At 45.0% G+C, this 20272-nt stretch carries 22 protein-coding genes; 13 read left to right on the forward strand and 9 right to left on the reverse strand.

What is annotated here, in order from left to right:
* Positions 1–12: 12 nt before the first annotated feature.
* Positions 13–1044 carry an AimR family lysis-lysogeny pheromone receptor gene (locus LCM20_RS18180; RefSeq protein ID WP_225196916.1) on the reverse strand — a complete coding sequence of 344 codons (1032 nt, stop codon included), beginning with the start codon at positions 1042–1044 and terminating at the stop codon, positions 13–15.
* Between the two features lie 174 nt (positions 1045–1218).
* Here LCM20_RS18180 and LCM20_RS20230 point away from each other — a divergent pair, with 174 nt between their 5' ends.
* The 3 genes from LCM20_RS20230 (at position 1219) to LCM20_RS18195 (ending at position 3390) form a co-directional block, all read left to right on the forward strand.
* A complete protein-coding gene (locus LCM20_RS20230) occupies positions 1219–1974 on the forward strand; it encodes a MerR family transcriptional regulator (protein ID WP_225196917.1) in 756 nt (251 codons plus the stop codon).
* A 189-nt stretch (positions 1975–2163) separates the two neighbouring features.
* Positions 2164–2928, forward strand: coding sequence for a LysM peptidoglycan-binding and 3D domain-containing protein (locus tag LCM20_RS18190; protein WP_225196918.1), 765 nt, complete (start codon positions 2164–2166; stop codon positions 2926–2928).
* 309 nt (positions 2929–3237) lie between these two features.
* Positions 3238–3390 carry a hypothetical protein gene (locus LCM20_RS18195; RefSeq protein ID WP_225196919.1) on the forward strand — a complete coding sequence of 51 codons (153 nt, stop codon included), beginning with the start codon at positions 3238–3240 and terminating at the stop codon, positions 3388–3390.
* Between the two features lie 149 nt (positions 3391–3539).
* Here LCM20_RS18195 and LCM20_RS18200 read toward each other — a convergent pair whose 3' ends face one another.
* Positions 3540–4115 (reverse strand): histidine phosphatase family protein, encoded by a 576-nt coding sequence (locus LCM20_RS18200; RefSeq protein WP_225196920.1) that lies wholly within the window; start codon positions 4113–4115, stop codon positions 3540–3542.
* Positions 4116–4226: 111 nt separating this feature from the next.
* Here LCM20_RS18200 and LCM20_RS18205 point away from each other — a divergent pair, with 111 nt between their 5' ends.
* The 3 genes from LCM20_RS18205 (at position 4227) to LCM20_RS18215 (ending at position 7470) form a co-directional block, all read left to right on the forward strand.
* Positions 4227–5024, forward strand: coding sequence for an SDR family NAD(P)-dependent oxidoreductase (locus LCM20_RS18205; protein WP_225196921.1), 798 nt, complete (start codon positions 4227–4229; stop codon positions 5022–5024).
* Between the two features lie 14 nt (positions 5025–5038).
* Positions 5039–6058 carry a thiazole biosynthesis adenylyltransferase ThiF gene (locus LCM20_RS18210; RefSeq protein ID WP_225196922.1) on the forward strand — a complete coding sequence of 340 codons (1020 nt, stop codon included), beginning with the start codon at positions 5039–5041 and terminating at the stop codon, positions 6056–6058.
* A gap of 257 nt (positions 6059–6315) precedes the next feature.
* On the forward strand, positions 6316–7470 hold the full coding sequence (locus LCM20_RS18215) for an AI-2E family transporter (RefSeq protein ID WP_225196923.1): 1155 nt from the start codon (positions 6316–6318) through the stop codon (positions 7468–7470).
* A 146-nt stretch (positions 7471–7616) separates the two neighbouring features.
* Here the strand turns inward: LCM20_RS18215 and LCM20_RS18220 are convergent, their stop codons facing one another.
* A complete protein-coding gene (locus tag LCM20_RS18220) occupies positions 7617–8081 on the reverse strand; it encodes an NUDIX hydrolase (protein WP_225196924.1) in 465 nt (154 codons plus the stop codon).
* 135 nt (positions 8082–8216) lie between these two features.
* Here LCM20_RS18220 and LCM20_RS18225 point away from each other — a divergent pair, with 135 nt between their 5' ends.
* Positions 8217–8678 (forward strand): GNAT family N-acetyltransferase, encoded by a 462-nt coding sequence (locus tag LCM20_RS18225; protein WP_225196925.1) that lies wholly within the window; start codon positions 8217–8219, stop codon positions 8676–8678.
* Between the two features lie 275 nt (positions 8679–8953).
* Here LCM20_RS18225 and LCM20_RS18230 read toward each other — a convergent pair whose 3' ends face one another.
* The gene (locus LCM20_RS18230; protein ID WP_225196926.1) at positions 8954–9931 is read right to left on the reverse strand and encodes a YeiH family protein; all 978 of its coding nucleotides are present in this window, start codon (positions 9929–9931) and stop codon (positions 8954–8956) included.
* 121 nt (positions 9932–10052) lie between these two features.
* On the opposite strand from LCM20_RS18230, the gene LCM20_RS18235 reads away from it, so the two are divergent.
* From LCM20_RS18235 to LCM20_RS18245, 3 genes are all read left to right on the forward strand, one after another.
* Positions 10053–10964 (forward strand): LysR substrate-binding domain-containing protein, encoded by a 912-nt coding sequence (locus LCM20_RS18235; protein ID WP_225196927.1) that lies wholly within the window; start codon positions 10053–10055, stop codon positions 10962–10964.
* Between the two features lie 603 nt (positions 10965–11567).
* Complete coding sequence (locus LCM20_RS18240) at positions 11568–12365, forward strand: PAS domain-containing protein (RefSeq protein ID WP_225196928.1); 798 nt, start codon at positions 11568–11570, stop codon at positions 12363–12365.
* 200 nt (positions 12366–12565) lie between these two features.
* Entirely contained in the window at positions 12566–13711 is a 1146-nt protein-coding gene (locus tag LCM20_RS18245; RefSeq protein WP_225196929.1) for an acyl-CoA dehydrogenase family protein, read from the forward strand.
* A gap of 320 nt (positions 13712–14031) precedes the next feature.
* Here the strand turns inward: LCM20_RS18245 and LCM20_RS18250 are convergent, their stop codons facing one another.
* A complete protein-coding gene (locus tag LCM20_RS18250) occupies positions 14032–14556 on the reverse strand; it encodes a type 1 glutamine amidotransferase domain-containing protein (RefSeq protein ID WP_225196930.1) in 525 nt (174 codons plus the stop codon).
* Between the two features lie 30 nt (positions 14557–14586).
* The gene (locus LCM20_RS18255) at positions 14587–14976 is read right to left on the reverse strand and encodes a hypothetical protein (protein ID WP_225196931.1); all 390 of its coding nucleotides are present in this window, start codon (positions 14974–14976) and stop codon (positions 14587–14589) included.
* Positions 14977–15111: 135 nt separating this feature from the next.
* Between LCM20_RS18255 and LCM20_RS18260 the strand changes: the two genes are divergently transcribed.
* Complete coding sequence (locus tag LCM20_RS18260) at positions 15112–16014, forward strand: DUF1002 domain-containing protein (protein WP_225196932.1); 903 nt, start codon at positions 15112–15114, stop codon at positions 16012–16014.
* 52 nt (positions 16015–16066) lie between these two features.
* On the opposite strand, the gene LCM20_RS18265 is transcribed toward LCM20_RS18260, so the two are convergent.
* Positions 16067–16651 carry an SCO family protein gene (locus LCM20_RS18265; protein WP_225196933.1) on the reverse strand — a complete coding sequence of 195 codons (585 nt, stop codon included), beginning with the start codon at positions 16649–16651 and terminating at the stop codon, positions 16067–16069.
* 178 nt (positions 16652–16829) lie between these two features.
* On the opposite strand from LCM20_RS18265, the gene LCM20_RS18270 reads away from it, so the two are divergent.
* Together LCM20_RS18270 and LCM20_RS18275 are read left to right on the forward strand one after the other, a co-directional pair.
* The gene (locus LCM20_RS18270) at positions 16830–17345 is read left to right on the forward strand and encodes a hypothetical protein (protein WP_225196934.1); all 516 of its coding nucleotides are present in this window, start codon (positions 16830–16832) and stop codon (positions 17343–17345) included.
* A gap of 52 nt (positions 17346–17397) precedes the next feature.
* Positions 17398–18174, forward strand: a complete 777-nt coding sequence (locus tag LCM20_RS18275; RefSeq protein ID WP_225196935.1) for an alpha/beta fold hydrolase — start codon at positions 17398–17400, stop codon at positions 18172–18174.
* A gap of 26 nt (positions 18175–18200) precedes the next feature.
* Here the strand turns inward: LCM20_RS18275 and LCM20_RS18280 are convergent, their stop codons facing one another.
* Both LCM20_RS18280 and LCM20_RS18285 read right to left on the reverse strand, forming a co-directional pair.
* A complete protein-coding gene (locus tag LCM20_RS18280; protein WP_225196936.1) occupies positions 18201–19622 on the reverse strand; it encodes a hypothetical protein in 1422 nt (473 codons plus the stop codon).
* Positions 19623–19962: 340 nt separating this feature from the next.
* Positions 19963–20130 (reverse strand): hypothetical protein, encoded by a 168-nt coding sequence (locus tag LCM20_RS18285; RefSeq protein ID WP_225196937.1) that lies wholly within the window; start codon positions 20128–20130, stop codon positions 19963–19965.
* Between the last annotated feature and the right edge of the window lie 142 nt (positions 20131–20272).

Consider the following 20272-nt stretch of genomic DNA (forward strand, 5'->3'; position numbering starts at 1 on the left):
AAGGCAGCTTCTTTAGACGATGGTCAGAATCCGTTTCATATAGTGCTCGGGCAATTGCGCGAAGAATTGATCACCCTGTTCATGAATGAATCGTTCCTTAGCTTCTCTCAAAAGAGCTAAGTCTTTCTTGGCAAGGCCGAGATAACTTTGTTGGAAGGGAGACAATGTCTTTCTTCCCTCTAATATTTTGATCGCGTCTTCCGGGCGTCCTCTTGCGATGGATAAGTGAGCGATCTCTACTGGGTCTGACGTCTCTACGTTTTCCGTTCTACGATGAAAGGCTGAGATGAATGGAATAGAGTGATGGGTGACAGACCGGGCAATCATCTTTAGATCATGTTCATCAGCAATTTGCTTCGTTTGGTATAAGTAGTCCAGGGAAGTATCGTAGTCCTCGAAGGCGTAAGTCAAGGCGAGGTGACTGTGCATCGTCGCCTGCTTCTTAGGCGCCAGACCGGAACTAATATACTTATAGGCAAACTTACGAGCTAACAGTAGACTATTCGTTTTGAAGTAATGGTGAAAAGTCAATTCGTCAAAGCGAAGTTTCATAAAGTAATGGAACAACGGCTCATTAATGGTAAACAAAGCCTGCTGGATTTCTTCCGTGTACTTGTCCATTCCTGCATATCTTTTCATGTCATAATATCCATAGACTAGAAGGAATAAATGAATGCATTTGAGGGATGGATGCTCGAATTGGAAGGTTTCCATTTCCTTTAAATCCTCTGCAGTAAGAGGGACTTTCTTGCGCTCAAGTACGATCTTGTAGAGCTTCTTTACGTCCGAATGGATGTGCTCGAACTCCAGTGCTTTTTCCAAGTCCTCGAAGTAATCATTCATGTAAAGGAATTCCATCATGGCTAATTGATCTTCCAATTCCCTTTGCTCATGAGTGAGGCAGAATTCCCGGGTCCTTTCCGCGGCGATCGTGTCGGACCCAGCATCCTTCAGCTGATGGTGATAAAATTTGTATGCAGGAGAAAGATAATTCATGTGAATTCGATTAAACCTTGTCGGTTCAATCACCATATAACTCTTCATGTTATATTCCCCCTCAGCCTTTCTGTACTAAGTCCATTATAATCTTTATTTAAAGATAAAAAAAGTGATTTGCAAATATCTTGAAATTTTTCGTCTTTTTCCATTTGTTTTTTGTCACAATTGTTGACTCTGACGTAACGTCATAGCCTAATTTAGGTAATGAGGTGATCACCCGTGTACAAAGTAAAAGAACTGGCAGATCTCACAGGTGTCAGTGTGCGCACGCTGCATCATTATGATCATATCGGTCTGTTGTCGCCTGAAGAGATAAGTGCGAATGGTTATCGTCATTATAGCGATGAACAAGTTTCGCGTCTTCAGCAGATCTTGTTCTTCAAGGAAATGGATTTTTCCTTGAGTGAAATCAAGCGCATTTTAGATGACCCCGGATTCGATCAAGAGCATGCCCTGCGTCAACACAAGAAGTTGTTAATGGAAAAAAAGAAGCGAATCGAGCGGATGGTCTTGTCTGTTGACCGAACACTCGATTCGCTTCAAGGAGGGGAACAAATGACGAATGAAGAGCGTTTTAAACCATTTGACCGTGAAGAAATCAACAAACATCAGCAGCAATATGAAAAAGAAGTGAAACAACGATGGGGGAATTCAGAAGCATACAAAGAGTCAAAAGCCAAGACATCGCAGTACACGGATCAAGATTGGCAGAAGATCCAGAACGAGTCCAATGAAATCGATCGTCAACTTGTCAAAAGGATGGATCAGGATCCAGGTGATGCCGAAGTGCAGGAATGGATCGCTAAGAAACAGCAGCATATCACGGATTATTTCTACACATGTTCAGATGAAATGTTCCGAGGACTCGGAGATATGTATGTGAACGATCCTCGTTTCACGAAGAATTTAGATAAGTGGAAGACGGGCTATGCCGCCTTTTTACAGAAGGCGATCCGTATTTACTGTAGTAAATAATTAGAATTCAAGACTCTCGTGTTACAAATGAGTAATGATACTGTAACATCCGTAAAATGAATGTTGTTTCTCTGTTATTGATGTATGCCTCCTGAATGGGTAACATGGGATTTGTGATTTTGAAAACAGCGCTTGCGGGACATCGACTCTCGAAGCAGACAAGCTGTTTCCCAAGGAGGCAATCAACGAATGAAAAAAACAATTTTATCTTTGGCGGCAGTGACTTCGATTATGGCGACTACAACAATTGCAGCAAGTGCAGAAGAGATTTCAGTAAACAAAGGAGATACACTATGGGGCATTGCTCAAAATAATGGTGTGTCTGTTGCAGATATTAAACAAGAAAACAATCTAACATCCAATCTAATCTACCCAGATCAAATTCTAAAAATCAATGAAAATAACGGTGCGACGGTTACAGCAGCTTCTTCTGCTGATGCAGAAAAAGTGAACGCCGGCACGTACACGGTGAAATCTGGTGACACGCTATACGCAATTGCGACGCAGCACGGCATGAGCGTTGCGAACCTTAAGGCAGCAAATGGTCTGACATCCAACTTGATTCACCCTGGGCAAGAACTCAGCTTGAATGGTGAAGTCAAAGCTACGACTCAATCAACTAGCGAAGCACAGTCTACCTCTTCATCTCAAGTAGAGGGTCGTACGTTGAATGTAGAAGCGACTGCTTATACTGCGTACTGTGAAGGCTGCTCAGGTGTCACGTATACAGGTATTGACTTAAGAGCGAACCCAAATCAGAAAGTTATTGCTGTTGACCCGGATGTCATCCCACTCGGCTCTGAAGTTTACGTTGAAGGATATGGACGAGCAGTAGCAGGTGACATCGGTGGAGCGATCCAAGGCAACCGTATCGATGTATTCATTCCGAATCAATCAAACGCACTTGATTTCGGACGTAAGAACGTAGAAGTAACGATTCTGAACGAAGGTTAATAACAGACAGACGGCTTGTACAAGTCGTCTGTTTTTTTAAATTCTTTATGTCTTTAGTTTATCACTTCCCACGTTTCGGGTGATCTGAAACATGGGTTGTGGAATGGGTGTTGGGACCTTGTTATTTCGGGGTTTTTCGACATGTTGAATAGGTGGAAAACTCGAAATTTCAGGCTTGAAAACACCGTGTGAAAATTTCGACAAATAAATTTTAAGATTTTAAAAATTTTCTCTTGCGTAGAAGAAGTTTTACTAATATGATACAGGGGAATCGAATTATAACCCTATAAAGAAAAGGAGGTCACCACGATGACTCTGCTATATTCAAAAGCTCGTGAGCTTTTCGATGAAGACTACAAAAACAGCCCTGAAGGTAAGGCGGACCCGAAATTAAAAGGGGAAAAGCGCACGAAAAGTGGGAAGAAACTTTTCGCGTCCCGCAAGCAGAACAAACGTAAATAACATCTGACGTGGTGAAGGGTAGCTATGAGAAGTAACGAAAAAAGAATAAACATGGCGGACTTCCTGAAAAAAGGTGTTCCCTGGATCAGCGCTTTAAGGACAGCATAACTGTCACTTAAGCGCTGATTTTTTATACCTTAAATGAACCATCACCACGGTTGTTTGAACCAGCTTGTCTCTTTAGGGAAATCGTTCCGGGTAAGGCTTTTCCCTGACATGTATTGTCTATAGGAAGTAATGGTCCCATCGTGCGAAACGACATAGAGGCGATCGGGGTGTTGCGCTTCGCACCATTTCAACCACTCTTCAGCCCATCTTCTAAAGGACTCCTCTTCCATTGTGTTGATTCCTTCATTCCAAAGGCTCTCCGGTACAGGTTCCGCAATTTGAAAAGCAGGAAAATCTGATTGAATCGTTTCTCGGTCCAGCATACGGTCGCATGGAAGGGTGGGCGCACCTTCCTTCTGAGGAAACATTCTTGGTGATACGAGGGGATGAACCACTTTTTTGCAAGGAAAAGGGCGACTCCAAATGTCGGCGGTTTGCAATGTTCGGCGGACCGGGCTGACGACGATGAGGTCATCCTCAGTTAATGTAAAGTCATCTTGTAACGCCCGGGCCTGCTCTTTCCCACGCTCCGTCAATGAAGGGTCCGGTATCTGAAGGCTTTCGGGTGTGTCGAGCGTATGCTCTCCTTGTCCGTGCCTGATGAAAACGAGCTCCATCTTACATACCTCCTGATTTGCGAATATAGAAAGTGTATCATACATCTTTTTCCACCGACGTTTCATTTCAATCATAAAGGGGCAATCAAAGAAGACAAGGAGGCGGATGAAGTGAATATTTTCTCAAATGAAGCGTTGAAGGATCGACATATTATTGTGACTGGAGCAACAGGTGGCATCGGCTATGAAACCGCAAAGGAAATTGTAAAAGCGGGAGGCCATGTCACCATTACCGGACGAAATGAAGAGAAGTTGGCAGATTTGAAAGAAGAATGTGCTACGATAAATGGACAAGCAGCCGTTCACGTGGTGAAAGCTGATTTAAATGATGCAGACGGACGCCGTACTGTTGTGGACGAAGCAGTAAAGGAACACGGAAAAATCGACGGGCTTGTGAACTCCGCCGGAATTATTGGGGGAGGACCGCTTGAAGATTTAGATGAGGAAGAATTGCGTAACATTATGGAATTGAATTTCTTCTCCACGGTTCTGTTTACGCAGTCTGTATTTAAACATATGAAGGAAGTCGGAGGATCGATTGTCAATTTATCGTCATTATCAGGCTTGAGAGGTACGAGTGGCAACACGGCATACAGTGGTTCGAAGTTTGCGGTGACTGGATTTACGCAGTCGTTTGCGCACGAAGCGATTGAAGACGGAGTTCGAGTCAATGCTGTTTGTCCGGGTTATGTGGATACAGAAATGGGACAAGCCGCGATTCGTGGAAAAGGGGAGCGGGAAGGTCGCAGCTACGAAGAACAGCGACAGCTCGCCGAACAGGGCATTCCTTCCGGCAGAATTTCTACTCCAGAAGAAGTAGCTCGTACCATTGTCTATTTATTATCAGATGCAGCAGGGAACATCGTAGGGGAGTCGATGAAGATTTCAGGCGGCGGTGTGATGCGGTAAAAGGAGAGAGTTCCATGAGTACAGAACGATACTCGAGACAGAGGTTGTTTTCGCCTATCGGTGATGAAGGACAGCAGAAAATGAGCGGGAAGCATGTGTTAATTGTTGGTGTCGGGGCGCTCGGGACAAGCTGTGCCGAGCAGTTGGTCCGGGCTGGAGTCGGCCATCTGACGCTGATTGACCGGGATTACGTCGAGTGGAGCAATCTGCAGCGACAGCAGCTGTTCTCAGAATCAGATGCCGATTCCAGGCTGCCGAAAGTAGTGGCAGCGAAATCCCGGCTTGAACAGCTGAATCATGAGGTTCACATTACCGGATTAATCCAGGATGCTGGCCGCGAAGAACTCGAAGCCTTGCTCGGCGATGTCGATGTCATGATTGATGCGACGGATAATTTCGAAACGCGTCTACTCATGAATGACCTTTCTCAAATGTATCGCGTACCGTGGATTTACGGGGCATGTGTGAGCAGTCACGGAATGAGCTATACCATCATCCCTGGTGAAAATGCATGTCTGCGTTGTTTGATGGATACGATTCCGATGGGAGGCGCCACCTGTGATACAGTGGGCGTCATCAGCCCTGCTGTCCAAATGGTGACGGCTCATCAAGTGACCGAGACGTTGAAGCTTTTAGTCGAGGATCATGAGGCGTTGACGGAGAGGTTCATTACCTTCGATCTCTGGAAGCACCGTTATTCTTCTATTTCCGTTGATAAAATAAAAAAAGAAGACTGCCCATCATGTGGGACGAACCCGACGTATCCGGCGTTATCAATCGAAAACCAGACGAAATCAGCTGTATTGTGTGGACGGAATACGGTACAGATTCGACCTGCGCAAACAGGGGAACGAGATTTCGAGGAGCTGAAGGATAGACTGCCAGAAGGTACCATTAAAGAAAACCCTTTTCTACTATCCTACGACCAGGGGGATTTCCGCTTTGTTTTCTTTCGGGACGGACGTGTTCTCATTCACGGGACGAAGGATATTACAGAAGCCAAGACGATGTACCAGCGGATTGCGGGAGGATGAACCATTCTTTCTAACTAGTTTTCTCTAAGGAGATTTTGGGAAGAATATAGTAATACATCCTTAAAGGAGGTCTCCTGCATGGGACGACTTATTCGCAGAGTATTTAAATATGGGCCGATCGTTTATCCGATTGTTCGAAAGTTCCTACGTAAGCGCCGTAGATAAAAAAGAGGTCGTGTCTCGGTATCAGAGACACGATTTTTTTCTATTAAATATGGTAAACTTCTTAAAAAGAAAGCACGTAAGGGGGAGTCGTTGTGAATCGTTGGGATTCAACACCGGGTATTCGGTTCTTTGGTGGACGTACGTTATTGTACATATTGGGAATACTGTTGATTATCGGTTTGAACATACTCGTCTATTCGAAAGTAGGCTTTATTTTTCACCCGTTCATTGTATTTGTTGAAACGGTTGCGCTGCCCATTATCCTGACCGTTGTCGTCTATTATTTATTGCGACCGATCATTAATCTGATGGAAGGATGGAGGATCAGACGGGTGTGGGGGATACTCATTACCTTACTTCTTGTCGCGGGTTTAATCACCTTGTTGATCATATTGATTGTCCCGTTTCTGGAAAAACAGTTTGTCAGTTTGGCTAACGAGCTGCCCAGTTATTTGCGGGACTTAATCAATTCCATGGATCAATGGCTGCGCAGCTCAATCTTTAGTGACTACTATAATGACGTATTCCAGAACATTAATGGTCTGTTGAACGAAATCCCTGATCTGTCGACATATGCTCAACAGACCGTGGAAGGAATCACCAACTTCATCACAACCCTTACGAATGTCGTCATTGCGATTGTGACTCTGCCGTTCATCCTGTTCTACTTGTTGAAAGACGGATATAAACTACCGAAAAAAGTGGTCGGCTTCTTCCCGCCGAAAACTCGTGAAGAGGTCATGATGATTCTCAAAGGCATCGACCATCAGCTGAGTGCCTACATCCAGGGGCAAATCATTGTCAGCTTCTGTATCGGGATCATGATGTACATCGGATTTGTCATCATCGGGCTCGACTATGCTCTTCTGCTTGCGGCAATTGCCAGTGTGACGAGCGTCGTTCCTTATTTAGGGCCGATGATTGCCATTACGCCAGCGCTGATCATTGCGATTGTAACGTCACCCTTCATGGTGCTGAAACTGGCGTTTGTCTGGACCGTTGTGCAGCTGCTCGAAGGGAAGTTCATTTCACCGCAGATTATGGGGAAGAGCCTTCATGTCCACCCGGTCACGATCATCTTTGTCCTTTTGACAGCGGGTCATCTGTTCGGAGTGATCGGCATTATATTAGCGATTCCTGGTTATGCGATTATCAAAGTGCTCGTCTCGCATCTGTTCATGGCGTTCCAAAGCAGATACAACCGTTTCGTCGATGAAGAGGATCAGTATTTAGTTGAGGAAGATTGACGAGGTTCTGGGTGTAATGGAGTGCTCTTGGAATCGAGTATTAGGACACGTACCTCCCAAACCTTCGTTTGAATATCGCTTAGCGCATGAAAGCCACGGGGACTTAGGATCGTCTCCGTGGCTTTTCTTGTGTTCCTCATTCCTGTTCAATCAATGACGGGAAGTGCTTTCCCTTCCGCCCAGTCCAGAATGAAGGGGGCTTGGCGCGAGTTCAAATTGTCCGGGAGTTCGTCTTTTGTAAAAAACTGATGCTGCCTTACTTCTGCACCGTAGTCAATCAAATCTCCGTTGTAAGAATCGGATTTGAAAATGATTTGAACGCTGTACACGCGGTCCTCGTTCGGGTAGGTGGCAAAGCATTTCTCGCCCGAGTACAAGCCGAAAAGTTCGAGGTTGTGCACATCGAGTCCCGTTTCTTCTAAGACTTCTCGCTTCGCTGTCTCCTCAAATTTCTCTCCAATTTCCATCACGCCTCCTGGAATACACCAATTATCGGCGTCCATGCGGTGCTGGAGCAGAATTTTATTCTCGTGTTCGATGATGATGCCGCACCCTACGGTAAACAGCGTGTCGTGTCCGATCATTTTGCGCATATCTCTTATGTAATCCATACTTACTTTTCCCCTTTTCTATCAACCATAGCATAGTAGCCGTAGACGAGGAAGAACAGACTGGAAATTCCCTTCCTTTTCATATTTCGAGCATTTGCTACAATAATAGATAGAGTTCTTATGGAGGATGAGTATATGAATATTGAAATCCTGCCACACCAGGATCGAAAGACGGCAGCTGAGATTTTAAGAATCCAGAAAGCATCCTATGCCGTCGAGGCCGAATTGATCGGTTTCTCCGACATTCCTCCTTTGAGGGATACAGTTGAAACCATCATGAAGAATGAAGAGACTTTTCTAGGATATGTGAAAGATGGGCAGCTTCTGGGCGTGCTCTCCTATAAAGAAGAACAAGATGAAATTGATATTTATAGACTGATGGTCGATCCATACCATTTTAGAAAAAGAGTCGGGCATTCGCTTTTACAGCATCTCGTCCAAACCGTTCCAGAGAAAACGATGGTGGTTCAAACCGGGAAAGGGAATGAACCTGCGGTAAACCTTTATGCCAAGTTTGGATTCGAACAGACTGATGAAGTGGAAGTAGAGCCTGACATTCGCATTGTCATGCTGAAGAAGTATTACTCTGCATCCTGAAGCACAACTTCACCGACTATTATCTGCTATCGTCAGGTGATCTTAACGGTGTTGGAGAAAGGGCATGCTTTCCTGGTATGATTTGAACCCAATACTCCTCAAAATGAAAAAAGACAGGTGCTGGCTGGCACCTGTCTTTTTTCAGAGTATCGCGAAAGTCTCATCGGTTCTTTTAAAGGTTGAGAAGCGGTGTCGGCGGAACAACTTGCTTTCCATGGGCGTCCGCTGTCCCCTGTATTTGTAACAGAAGCGTTCTCCATACTTTTTCTTCTGAATTATACAATCCAATAGGTCATAACGGACAAGAGGATGGAGGTGACAATAAGGAGAAGGAGTGGTTTCAGCGCCTTCTGTTTCAATTGACGTACGCTCACACTCAATCCGAGTCCGACCATGGCCATCGTCAGCAGGAAGGATGTAATGGTAGCTGTCGTTTCTAGGACCGGCTCTGGCAGGTCGACGACATAACTTCCGAATAAACTCATCAGGATGAACCCGACGAGAAACCATGGGAACGCAATTTGATTGGAGGTTCCTTCTTGTTTGCTGCGGTTCATGAACCAGATCAGCAAGAGGCTCAGTGGTACGAGCAGGAAGACACGGCCAAGTTTTGATAAAAGGGCCATGCCAAGTCCCTCTTCACCAGCAGGGGCTCCTGCCAATGCGACGTGTGCGACTTCATGCAGGCTGATTCCAGCCCACATTCCATAGGCTTCTGCGCTTAATGGGAGAAGGGGGCGGATCAGTGTGTATCCGACGGCAAATACCGTACCCACAATCGATATCAACCCTGCACTGATAGCTGTATCTTCTTCTTTCACTTTTAAAATCGGTGATACGGCGGCAATGGCTGATGCGCCGCACACTCCCGTCCCGATTCCAAGAAGTACGGATAAGGAGCTGTCCGCATTAAATAGTCTGGCAAGAGCAATCATCAGTCCAATTGCAAAGATGATGACAAGCAGATCACGTAGCAGGACGGGCAGTCCCTCACTTAAAATCACACTCATATTTAAACGAAGTCCAAACAGAATGATGGCAAGCCTCAATAGTTTTTTTGCCGAGAACTGGATGCCTGTTCGTATGGCTTCTGGATAGCCGAAGAAGTGACGGTATAAGACGGCAAGTAAGATGGCTACCGCTAAAGGTCCCGTCTTGTTGATCACGGGTAACTCTGCTAAAAGAAAGCCTATTCCCGCCACAATCGCTGTGAATCCCATTCCGAGAAGAAGGGGACGATAGGATCGATTCAACTTAAAATCCCTTCTTTCTTACGTCATTTTCTTCCCTACACTATACTCACCTGTTTAACATTAGTAAAATAAAACTTTATAATAATAAGTATTAATATTTTAAATGAATGGAGCGGTCAGCGTGGATTTCGAAGCGATGCAGACGTTTATTACGGTAGTGGATGAGAAAAGCTTTACGAAAGCCTCCGAACGGCTGAACTTGTCCCAGCCTACAGTCAGTTTTCACATTAAAAATCTAGAGTCCTATTTTGATACCACCTTGATTGAGCGATCATCCAAGCGCTTCCGGGTAACACAAACAGGTGAGATGGTGTACCAACGGGCGAGACAGGTGAGCGGGGTCATTGATAAAGCTAAAACAGAAGTATTTGAGTTCCAGAACCAGGTGCGAGGGTCCATTCGTATAGGAGCCAGTTATACGGTCGGAGAATATGTTCTCCCGTCCCTGTTGAAGGAGTTTGATAAGCACTACCCCGGCGTCGATCTCCATGTTCAGATTGCGAATACGGAGAGGGTGAATAGAGGGGTGCAGCTGCATGACCTTGATGTAGGACTCGTCGAAGGTCAGGTCAATCATCAGGGGCTTTCATCGATTCCTTTTCTAGAAGATAAGATGGTCGTGATTGTTCCTCTACATCACCCTTTACGAGAGAAGGGGACGGTTACATTTGACCAGCTTCAGGATCAGACATGGTTGACGCGTGAAAGAGGGTCCGGCACAGGGGCGATGCTGGATTCCATGCTTGAGGCTTATAATATCCGCCCGAGGAAGCTGATTACCATCGGAAGTAATCACGGTGTGGTTCAAAGTGTGAAACAAGGGCTTGGGATGTCCTTGATTTCTAGAACGGTCGTCGAGCATACCGATGCAGAAGCGCTTATTATGGACCTGCCGTATATGAAGACGCCCACGAGATACTTCTCACTTGTTACCCCTGTGAATGATGAAGAAATCACGAAGAACGCGTCTGCCTTTATTGCCCAAATCAAACAACATTACCACCTTGAATTGTCACAAAATGATGATATTTAGGGAACGATTTTTCTGGTATCATAGAGAAATAGAGAGGGGATTGGGTGGTTCAAGTAGAAGTACACCAATTAAGGGAAAACTCGAATCGGCAAAAGAAAACATCAAACTTGCGGATCTCTGCATATCTTGAAAGGTTACAGGGTATCGTAAGGTAAGAAAGCAAATGAAACGTTTTTGAAGTCGTTTTCGTATGGAAGAATGTCGGAACGAATTGGTGTGGTTTCGAGCCAAATCTTGATCATAATACTGAGGTGAAACGATGAAAAGCCTAGACCAGATTGTCGACTACTTAAAGACGCTGGGAGTAGAAGTAGAGAAGGTTTACAGAGCACCGAAGGAAGAGACCAGGTAAGGAACGGCAATGCTTACCAAGAACCCGTCCATAACGATCATGAATAAATGAGGTGTGTTTCGATTGTGAGACATACCTTTTTTGTTATCAAAAAAAAGAAAAGTTATCCGGCTTAAAAATGAATAAATCCGCCTGTTGGCGGGGTTGAATCGAACAAAAGCCTAACCATTTTTAGTGTTTTGATTGGAAATTTTCTCGAATTCATTTTACTATAAAAGTATTCATTCCATTTTCAAAGGGGATCGATCGAGATGGATCATTACACATTCTCAAAGTTAGAAGAGATACAACAAAATGAGTTTATAAAAGCAGCAATAGATCGTGTGGGTGCAGGTGTTGTCATTACCGACCCGGAGCAGGAAGATAATCCGATGATCTATTGCAATCAAGGCTTCAAAGATTTGACTGGTTACGAGGAAGCTGAAATACTCGGACGCAACTGCCGTTTTCTTCAAGGGAAGGATACATCTGAAATTACAGTCAATAAGTTGAGAGCAGGCATCAGCAATCAAGAGGTTACGACGGTGGAGCTGAAGAATTATCGTAAGGATGGGACGCCTTTTTGGAATGAACTGCAGATCTTCCCTGTCTTTGTAGAGCAGATGGGGCAGACCTATTTTGTCGGGGTGCAGAAAGATGTGACCAAAAGGCGTGAACAGGAAGAATTGATTGGTCACTACTTATCAGAAGTGAAGCGCTTATCTACTCCGATTGTTCCGGTAGAGGAAGGGATTTCGGTCCTGCCGTTAGTCGGAACGATTGATGACGAACGCCTACAGCAGATGCTGGAGATCGCGAGTCACCACGTGAAAGAATCGAAAGACGATTATCTTATTATGGATATGTCGGCTGTTCATTCCTATAACGAAGGGGTACATATGGGGATTTACCAAATGAACCAACTGCTCGATCTGATGGGGACGACACTCATTATCACAGGCATTAAACCTACTTTTGCGATTCAAAGTACGCCTTATGCTGACTTTACAGATCTATCTCTTCAAACCTACGCTTCCGTGAAACAGGCGTTATACGCTATTAGACGCTAAGAAATGTGGAAATGATGGGTGCACAGATTTCCGTTGCTTGTCTGGAACAAACAAAGTTTAATACACCCCAGAAGTCCGGCTTTGATAAGCTGGGCTTTTTGTGTTGGTGAAAATAGGGAATACTTTCTGAGCGAGTCACTAGAAGAAAGCCGAGCGTTTTTGTATGATTTAAGTAACTATAAATGCAGGAGTGGTTCTTGATGAAGTCTATGTTCGACACATGGATAAAAAACGATCGTCATCAAAAGCTTTTTGAAAAAGCGGAGCGTATAGCTGAAGAAGCGAAGCGTCAGGCCCCTGTGGCTGACGATCAGGCGAACTTCTCGCCTGAAGTGTTGGATGTCATTAAACAGGAGGGGTATCCTTCTCTACCTATAGAAAAAGAAGGGTTATCCTTGTATGAATTTCTCCTTCTTCAAGAGAAAATTGCAGAAGGGGACGGCTCTGTTGCACTCTCAATCGGCTGGCACGTTGGAGTCATGATGGAGCTTGAAACAGATCAGCTTTGGGAGCCTGAAGCATACGGACAGTTGGCGAAGGAAGTTCGTGAGGAGCAGAAGGTCGTCAACCGTGCGGCGACAGAACCTGCGACAGGAAGTCCGACGCGAGGAGGTATCCCGGAAACGAAAGCGGTCCGCAACGGAGAACAGTATATCGTGACCGGAAGGAAGTCTTTCACATCGATGGCGGATCACCTGGATTATTACATTGTCTCGGCCTATGTCGAAGACCTTGATCAAGTCGGATGGTTCCTGATCGACCGTCATCAGCCCGGCATCCGTGTCGAGCATACGTGGGACACGCTTGGGATGAGGGGGACAGGAAGTCATGACCTTGTCCTTGAGGATGTGGAACTGAATGTCGAGGATCTGGTTGAGGTGAAAGGGGCGAAGAAAGGATCTCCGAAAGGGTGGCTTCTCCATATTCCAGCCTGCTACCTCGGCATTGCCGTAGCCGCTCGGAATGATGCCATTGAATTCGCACAAAACTTTCAGCCGAACAGCCTGGATACCACGATTTCCGAAGTGCCGCATATCCAGGATAAAATCGGTCAGATGGAATGGAAGTTGATGCAGGCGCATTCCTACTTGTACAGTGTCGCCAAAAGGTGGGATGAAGAGCCGGAGAATCGTGAAGAAATCGGTGCTGAACTCGGAGCAGTGAAGCTCGCTGTCACCAATGCGGCGAATGAAGTGGTAGACCTTGCGATGAGAATCGCAGGTGGCCGTGGTTTGTCGCGTAAGAGTTCTTTTGAAAAGTATTACCGTGATGTGCGTGCGGGACTGCATAATCCTCCAATGGATGATGCGGTCGTAACAATGCTTGCCAAACGTGCGATGGAGTGACTGGTTTTCTACTTATCGGTTCACCAAGTGGAGGCGTAACGGTGCCTGAGAAACGACTCGCTTTCCACCGGCGGTCGGTGAGCTTCCTCGTTCACTTCGCTCACTGCGGGATCTCACGCTGCCCTCCAATCCGGTAGGAGATCCCCGTTTCTCCAACACCTCCTCATAGAGGAAGCGGAACCTCTCATGCGGAACAAACCGTTCAAAGAATAGAGTCTAGACGACACATCCGTATAAGTACAGAAACTGTTTTTAGCAGGTTGGGACACATTAGTTTCAACCTTTTTTTCATATAAAAAAAGGACCCCGGTTGTGGGATCCTATTGATTGGCTAGTAAGTCAGCGTATGCTTTGGCGTACGGTGGTAGGTCAGGTGGTCTGCGGGCGGAGACGATGTGACCATCTTCTACGACGGCTTCGTCGATCCACGTTGCACCTGCGTTGGTCATGTCATCTTTAATGCCGGGTGTACTGGTTACTTTTCTTCCTTTCAGAATGTCAGCGGAAATCAAGACCCAACCGGCGTGACAGATCTGGCCGATCGGCTTTTTATGCTCGTCCATGTGCTTGACCATGTCGATGACTTGATCGTAGCGGCGCAGTTTATCTGGAGACCAGCCGCCTGGAACGAGGATGCCGTCATAATCTGCCGGATTCACGTCATCAAAAGCGTAGTCTGATGTGGCAGGCACCCCGTATTTACCTTGGTATTCTTCACCGGCTTTCTCTCCAACGAGATGAACCGTTGCTCCTTCTTCTTGAAGGCGGAGAACGGGATACCATAATTCTAAATCTTCAAAGTCTTTACTGACCAATGCTATTACTTTTTTACCTTCTAATCGCATAAACACCCTCCTTTTGTTCAGTGTATCAAATCACTTTACAGGTTTCGACTCACGTGATGCGACCAGTACCCACCAAATTAGAATCGGTTGAAACAGAATCCGAATCCAAAGGGCGGTCTGATTGGTTTCTTCGCTCCAGGGAGCGGGAACGTTGTAGATAGCTGCATAAAAATTGGCGGGCAGAACCAATAGTAGGAATACGGCCGTCATGACACCTGCTGCTTTTCTTGTCTGAGGAAAAATGAGAAGCAGGGCAAGCAGCCACTCGACAATCCCTGAAATATAAACGATTTCAAGCTTGAATGGAACCCAGCCCGGAAGCATCGCGGCAAACCCATGATCATAAATAAAGTGTGTAACACCTGCAAAAAAGAATGCGGCTGCGAACACATATAAGGCCAGGCGTTTCAGGAATAACAATACGCTCACATCCTTTCTTATAGGTACATTCTTATTGTATTGGAAAAATACAGTACGTGCGAGCGTTACGCTGAGGTATAATGAAGATAAGCTGAGGCATACACTGTTTTGAATGAGAGAGTAAGGAGACATGGTATGAAAAAATGGTTAACGGTAATTACGATTTGTGTTGTTTTGTTAACGATGGTGTTCACAGGCCCGGTATCTGCTTCAACAGGTGATCAGGGGATCAACGAAAAGCTCGGTCTTCCGATTGTCGTCTATGGAGCCGCATTGACGGATGCTCAGAAAGCGGATGTCAGTGAATTGCTACAAGTCTCTCAGCACGAGGAAATTGATGAATTTACAGTCAATGGTCAAGATTTAGCGAACTACATCGGGGGGAACCCGAACTCAAACATGTACTCATCTGTGAAAATCATTCACCAAGATAATGGACAGGGGTTATCGATCGATATTGTAACACCTGAAAATATAACGCAAGTCTCGAAAGAAATGTATACGAATGCCCTGCTCACAGCAGGTGTGGAGAATGCTGAGGTGCTTGTCGCTTCTTCCGTGAAAGTAAGTGGACACTCCGCTCTTACGGGAATCTACAAAGCGTACGATGCCAAAGGCGTCAAGCTTGATGAAGGCCGGATGCAAGTGGCTAGTGAAGAGCTGGATATTGCAACAGACATTGCTGCAGAAGAAGGAATCGACCAGGCGCAGATCAGTGAACTGCTGACAGAAATCAAGAAGGCGATTGCGGAACAGGATCCGGCAACGCGTGAAGAAATCGAGCAGATTATTCAAGAGCAGCTTCAAGCTTTGAATATTGAACTGAGTGAAGAGGATCGTCAGAGGTTGTATGACCTGTTTGAACAGATGCGTAACCTGAACATCGATTTTGATCAAGTGCGGAACCAACTTGATGAATTAACGGGAAGCCTTCAGGATTTAATCAACAATGATGGATTCTGGAACAATCTTGTTGAAAGTATCCGCAACTTCTTCCGTTCCTTAACGAACTTTTTTAACTCGCTATTAGGAGAATAACCAAAAGCCCCTTCTGGTTTACCAGGAGGGGCTTTTCTATGGAATGCGTTCTTTATTGGGAAGCGGCGGTTTGGGTGTCGGCGATGATTTGTTCGAAAGGAACGTCCTCAGAGCCGTTGTAGCGTTTCAATACAGTGCCGTCCTTACCGACCAGATAGAAGCGGTTGCCGTGGATGACTTGGTCGTTCCCCTCTATTTTATCGGCGTGTGTTTTGAAGCTGTTGTTGGCGAAATCAGCGATGGTTTCCTGATTATATCCCGTTACGAACGTCCAGTTGCTGTTCATATCTGCTCCGTATTTGCTTCCGAATTCAGCGAGCTTGTCGGGCGTGTCTACGGTTGGATCGACACTGAAGGAAATAATTTGAGCGTCAACTCCCTCATCTTTCAGGCCTTCCTGAACTTTCATCATATTGCGCGTCATAGGGGGGCAGACCGTATTGCAGGAGGTGAAAATAAAGTCTGCAATCCAAACTTGACCTTCCATATCATCGGTTGAGAAGTTTTCTTTCTGATGAGTGGTCGCCTCTAATGTGCCTACTTCCCAGCCTAGTGTATTTTCCAATTCGTTCGATCCGCACGCCGCAAGTAAGACGAGCAGGACCGTAATCAATCCGAACAAAGTCCAGCGTTTCATATTCGTTTTCCTCCTGTGAAAAGAGTCGTTTCATTCAGTGTAATCCGGTCTGAATTCATGTGTCAACGCTATCATCCATTGTTTTCATTATCGACACAACTTATCATTACTCAGGTCAGCTTGCCCTGAAGTGTATTGTTGGCGATTTTTAACACAATATAAGGTAGAGGTGGTACCAATGGTAAAAAGAAACGCAGTATTGATAGGAGTTTCAATGATAATATCGATTCTCTTCAATACATTGGGGCATGCTGAAGAACACAATTTTGAATCAGATAGCCCTTTGTCTTTAGAAGAAACTTATAAAAAAATGAATTATGAAGCAGTGGACATTGCTATAAAAAAGTACGAAGAGAAATTTAATCTTTCTGTATCTATTCCTAAAGATATGCCGTTTAACAACGAGATGTCTTTCGGGAAGTTAGAAGACGATAAGCTTTCCCTTGTATTCATAGGAGACACCAGAAAGAAAGTGTTTAAAGTTTTTGTTGAACCTGATAAGAAGCCGTTAGAGAAGACTAATTTCAAAATCGAAAATGGTGAAAAAATACTAATTCGAACTAACGAAAAAGCTCAGAAATTAACTTGGCTTTATTTACAAAGAAACAATCAAAAGTACACGCTGTCGATAAATTTCTTTAGTGAAAACTCTAGAATGCAGAGATTAATTGATGCTGCGAACTCTATTCAATAGGAATTATTCGCCTGATCTTTAAAAAGGTAGAATAGGAAAACCAGAGTGAGGGATGAAGATGCCATATTACACGAACCAACAAGGGAAACAGCTATTTTATGAAGACAAAGGAAATGGAGAGGCTTTCGTTTTTCTCCATCCTCCCGGGATGGGACGGAAAGTTTTTAAGATGCAGCATGATTTAGCTGAAAAGTATCGAGTGATTTTTCCGGATCTTAGTGGTAACGGAGATTCAGAAACCGTTACGAAACAACCGGATGTAGCGTTTTATGCTGATGAAATCATTGAGTTGATGGATCGTTTGAAGTTAGATCAAGTCATTCCGGTCGGCTATTCGTGTGGCGGAATGATTGCCCAGGAGTTAGCGCTGAGGCATGCGAATCGAGTGAAGGGGGTTGTGCTAGCTGGTGGGTTCCCGAAAGTGAATACGGGCATGCTACACTTTGAATTCTCGGCAGGGATGAGGTGGGTGGAGCAGAGTCCTGAGACACTGGCGAAGCTTCTCAGCCAGTCCCACTTCAGAAGTATAGACTATAAGCGTGAGCTTTGTGAGCACATGGCGAAGTCTGATCCAGAAGTATGGCATGCTTACTATCATGAATGCCTGCAGCATGATTGCACCGAGCGGTTACCACAGCTGAAGGTCCCATTGCTGCTTGCTTACGGGGCGAAGGAATTCTGGATCAATCACCATTCGATGTTCTATCGTGACTGCCCGGATGTTACATTCGGCTTGATCGAGCGGGCTTACCATCAGATTCCGGCTACGCATGCTCCTCAGTTTCACGAAATGATCGACCGATTTGTTCGCACAAAAGTAGAGAAATAAAAAAAGAGGGGGCTGCCCTCTTTTTTTTATTTCTCTATAGTTAGGTCAAATGTTTCGTCGATCTTGCTTGAGACGACAATCTCTTCAAATGTAACGGTCAGGCTGTCTGCCTCTTCAAAAAGTTCAGGGTTGATGTTGATATGGGATTCATCCATATTGCCATACACATCGGCATAACCGGTTTCTCCATTGTTATTAGTAATCCTTACTGATGATCGTTGGGCTGAAGGATCTCCATTCGTCGGTAGTCTGTTGGGTGCTACGACAGTAGTCTCTTGTTGGTTGCTTTCCGGTCGATACTTCACCATAAAGTCCATACCGTGGTCTACGTCATAATTTAGTCTTTGGATGATCAATTCTGTCTGATACTTTTCAGCCACTGTACGATTGAAAGGTTCACCCTTCGCTTGCGCTTCTTCCCATTCCTTTGATTTAAGCTTGAAGGAAAGAGGGGTTTCTTCGATAAAATCAACACGGTCAATTGTAAACGAAACGTTTTCTGGAACCTCTTCAAGGGGACCGCCGAAATGGATCTTGTAAACATTTTCTTTATCCGTTCCCTGAAGGTAAGGACTGAGTGATGTGTCCTGTCCATCTATCGTTAAGGTTCCGCTCAATGTTTGGTTAAATACCTGGTCTTCGTCTTGTATTCTCATGGTCATGTAATTGCCTGACAACCTCATCACAAACTCAAGAGGCTCAAATGTCACACCATCTTCTGAGTAAGAGCCGGAGAAAGAGTCTGAAAAGATGGTCTGCTGCTCCGTATCATAAAGATAGTGAACGGTTACCGGGTCCGTGTGGATGATTTCATCAGACAGGTTCAGCTTGATAGATGTCATCGCTTCAGCATCAATTGGCTCGATTTCCGGCATGACTTCTTGGTTGTCTGTCGGGTTTTCTGATAACGGCCTTGAACGAAGGATGCCGTGCAGCCTGTTTTCAAAGATGACCGCCTCCGACGTATCGAGCTGACTGAAGCCATGTAACTGCTGGGCTGGAACCTCTTCTGTTTCTGAGATATCCAATTTATCAATTCTCGGCGGTTGGGAGTAGAACGCGTCTTCTTCATCCTCTTCCGTTAGTAATGAAAGGTCAATACTGACTAAGTATATAACTTGATGACCGCGATGCCACACTTCATTGATCTGAATGCGGCCGTCCTTTCCTTCAACGGTCATCATTTCCTCAGGGGACGTCGTCGCTCCTTTTTCACGTGCGAGTTCAAGCTGAGGGATTCGGCCTGTATAAAAGTCGTTCAATGCCTCTTTTGATTCGACTTCCTCCCAATCGATCGGGAGTTGATCCATATCTACCGGCTTTGCTTTTCGTTCTGCTTTCTCTTCAGAAGTCAGCTTGCTGCTTCCGGTTCCTGAAGTCGTAATATATGCTCCTACTGCGAACACAAACAGTACGAGAGCTATGATTCCCCATTTCTGTTTCGTCATTATTGGTCCATCCTTTTTGTGAGCTTAATTATGTCTAGCATAACAGAATTTTCCGATAAATGGAGGGGGTAAAGCGGTATTTGAATTCCTGCTCAGCATGTTTTGAGGTCACTTATCGGTTCGCTGAGTTGGAGAGTAAAGGGGGATGGAGAAACGACTCGCTTTTCTAAAATAGGATGAACCTCTGATTTACACACATTAAGGTTGAAGAGCCCCCACGCACATGTATGTCTGGATCAGCACACCGAAAGCTCCCCAAAAAAGAACGGCTTATAAAACAAAACCCTGACGATGCATCCATGTTAGGATGCATCGTCAGGGTTTTTTATAGAATGAAATTTTATTTCTCGTCTTCTTCATCAAGGTAATGGTGCATCATTGCGTCGCTTTCTGAGTGGTCTTCTTCGTGATCGGCTGTTGTTTTGGAAAAGGCTTTGTTGTATTTCACCGGATGGCTGAAGGCTTGGGCGAAATCACTTGGAGGTTGGATTTTTCCTTTTTTGTTCATGTAGGATGCTCCTTTTTGATTAAGTTTTCTTTATAGTTGTTTACTTTTTCGGATATAAAATGTGCCATTCCCTTAAGTTTTATCGAAATTTTCCGATATCTAAAGAAAACGGTTCTAAATTCATACATGAGTAGGTGAGAGG

Origin of the sequence: Halobacillus litoralis, from assembly GCF_020171725.1 — a bacterium.
GTDB lineage: Bacteria > Bacillota > Bacilli > Bacillales > Halobacillaceae > Halobacillus > Halobacillus litoralis_F.

What these genes read in the sequence shown, in the direction of transcription:
- LCM20_RS18210 (WP_225196922.1), top strand. Translation starts at nt 5,039, where the DNA reads ATGAGTACAGAACGATACTCGAGACAGAGGTTGTTTTCGCCTATCGGT.
- LCM20_RS18200 (WP_225196920.1), bottom strand. Translation starts at nt 4,115, where the DNA reads ATGGAGCTCGTTTTCATCAGGCACGGACAAGGAGAGCATACGCTCGAC.
- LCM20_RS18180 (WP_225196916.1), bottom strand. Translation starts at nt 1,044, where the DNA reads ATGAAGAGTTATATGGTGATTGAACCGACAAGGTTTAATCGAATTCAC.
- LCM20_RS18245 (WP_225196929.1), top strand. Translation starts at nt 12,566, where the DNA reads ATGAAGTCTATGTTCGACACATGGATAAAAAACGATCGTCATCAAAAG.
- LCM20_RS18285 (WP_225196937.1), bottom strand. Translation starts at nt 20,130, where the DNA reads ATGAACAAAAAAGGAAAAATCCAACCTCCAAGTGATTTCGCCCAAGCC.
- LCM20_RS18270 (WP_225196934.1), top strand. Translation starts at nt 16,830, where the DNA reads ATGGTAAAAAGAAACGCAGTATTGATAGGAGTTTCAATGATAATATCG.
- LCM20_RS18240 (WP_225196928.1), top strand. Translation starts at nt 11,568, where the DNA reads ATGGATCATTACACATTCTCAAAGTTAGAAGAGATACAACAAAATGAG.
- LCM20_RS18260 (WP_225196932.1), top strand. Translation starts at nt 15,112, where the DNA reads ATGAAAAAATGGTTAACGGTAATTACGATTTGTGTTGTTTTGTTAACG.
- LCM20_RS18220 (WP_225196924.1), bottom strand. Translation starts at nt 8,081, where the DNA reads ATGGATTACATAAGAGATATGCGCAAAATGATCGGACACGACACGCTG.
- LCM20_RS18280 (WP_225196936.1), bottom strand. Translation starts at nt 19,622, where the DNA reads ATGACGAAACAGAAATGGGGAATCATAGCTCTCGTACTGTTTGTGTTC.
- LCM20_RS18275 (WP_225196935.1), top strand. Translation starts at nt 17,398, where the DNA reads ATGAAGATGCCATATTACACGAACCAACAAGGGAAACAGCTATTTTAT.
- LCM20_RS18225 (WP_225196925.1), top strand. Translation starts at nt 8,217, where the DNA reads ATGAATATTGAAATCCTGCCACACCAGGATCGAAAGACGGCAGCTGAG.
- LCM20_RS18265 (WP_225196933.1), bottom strand. Translation starts at nt 16,651, where the DNA reads ATGAAACGCTGGACTTTGTTCGGATTGATTACGGTCCTGCTCGTCTTA.
- LCM20_RS18190 (WP_225196918.1), top strand. Translation starts at nt 2,164, where the DNA reads ATGAAAAAAACAATTTTATCTTTGGCGGCAGTGACTTCGATTATGGCG.
- LCM20_RS18250 (WP_225196930.1), bottom strand. Translation starts at nt 14,556, where the DNA reads ATGCGATTAGAAGGTAAAAAAGTAATAGCATTGGTCAGTAAAGACTTT.
- LCM20_RS18195 (WP_225196919.1), top strand. Translation starts at nt 3,238, where the DNA reads ATGACTCTGCTATATTCAAAAGCTCGTGAGCTTTTCGATGAAGACTAC.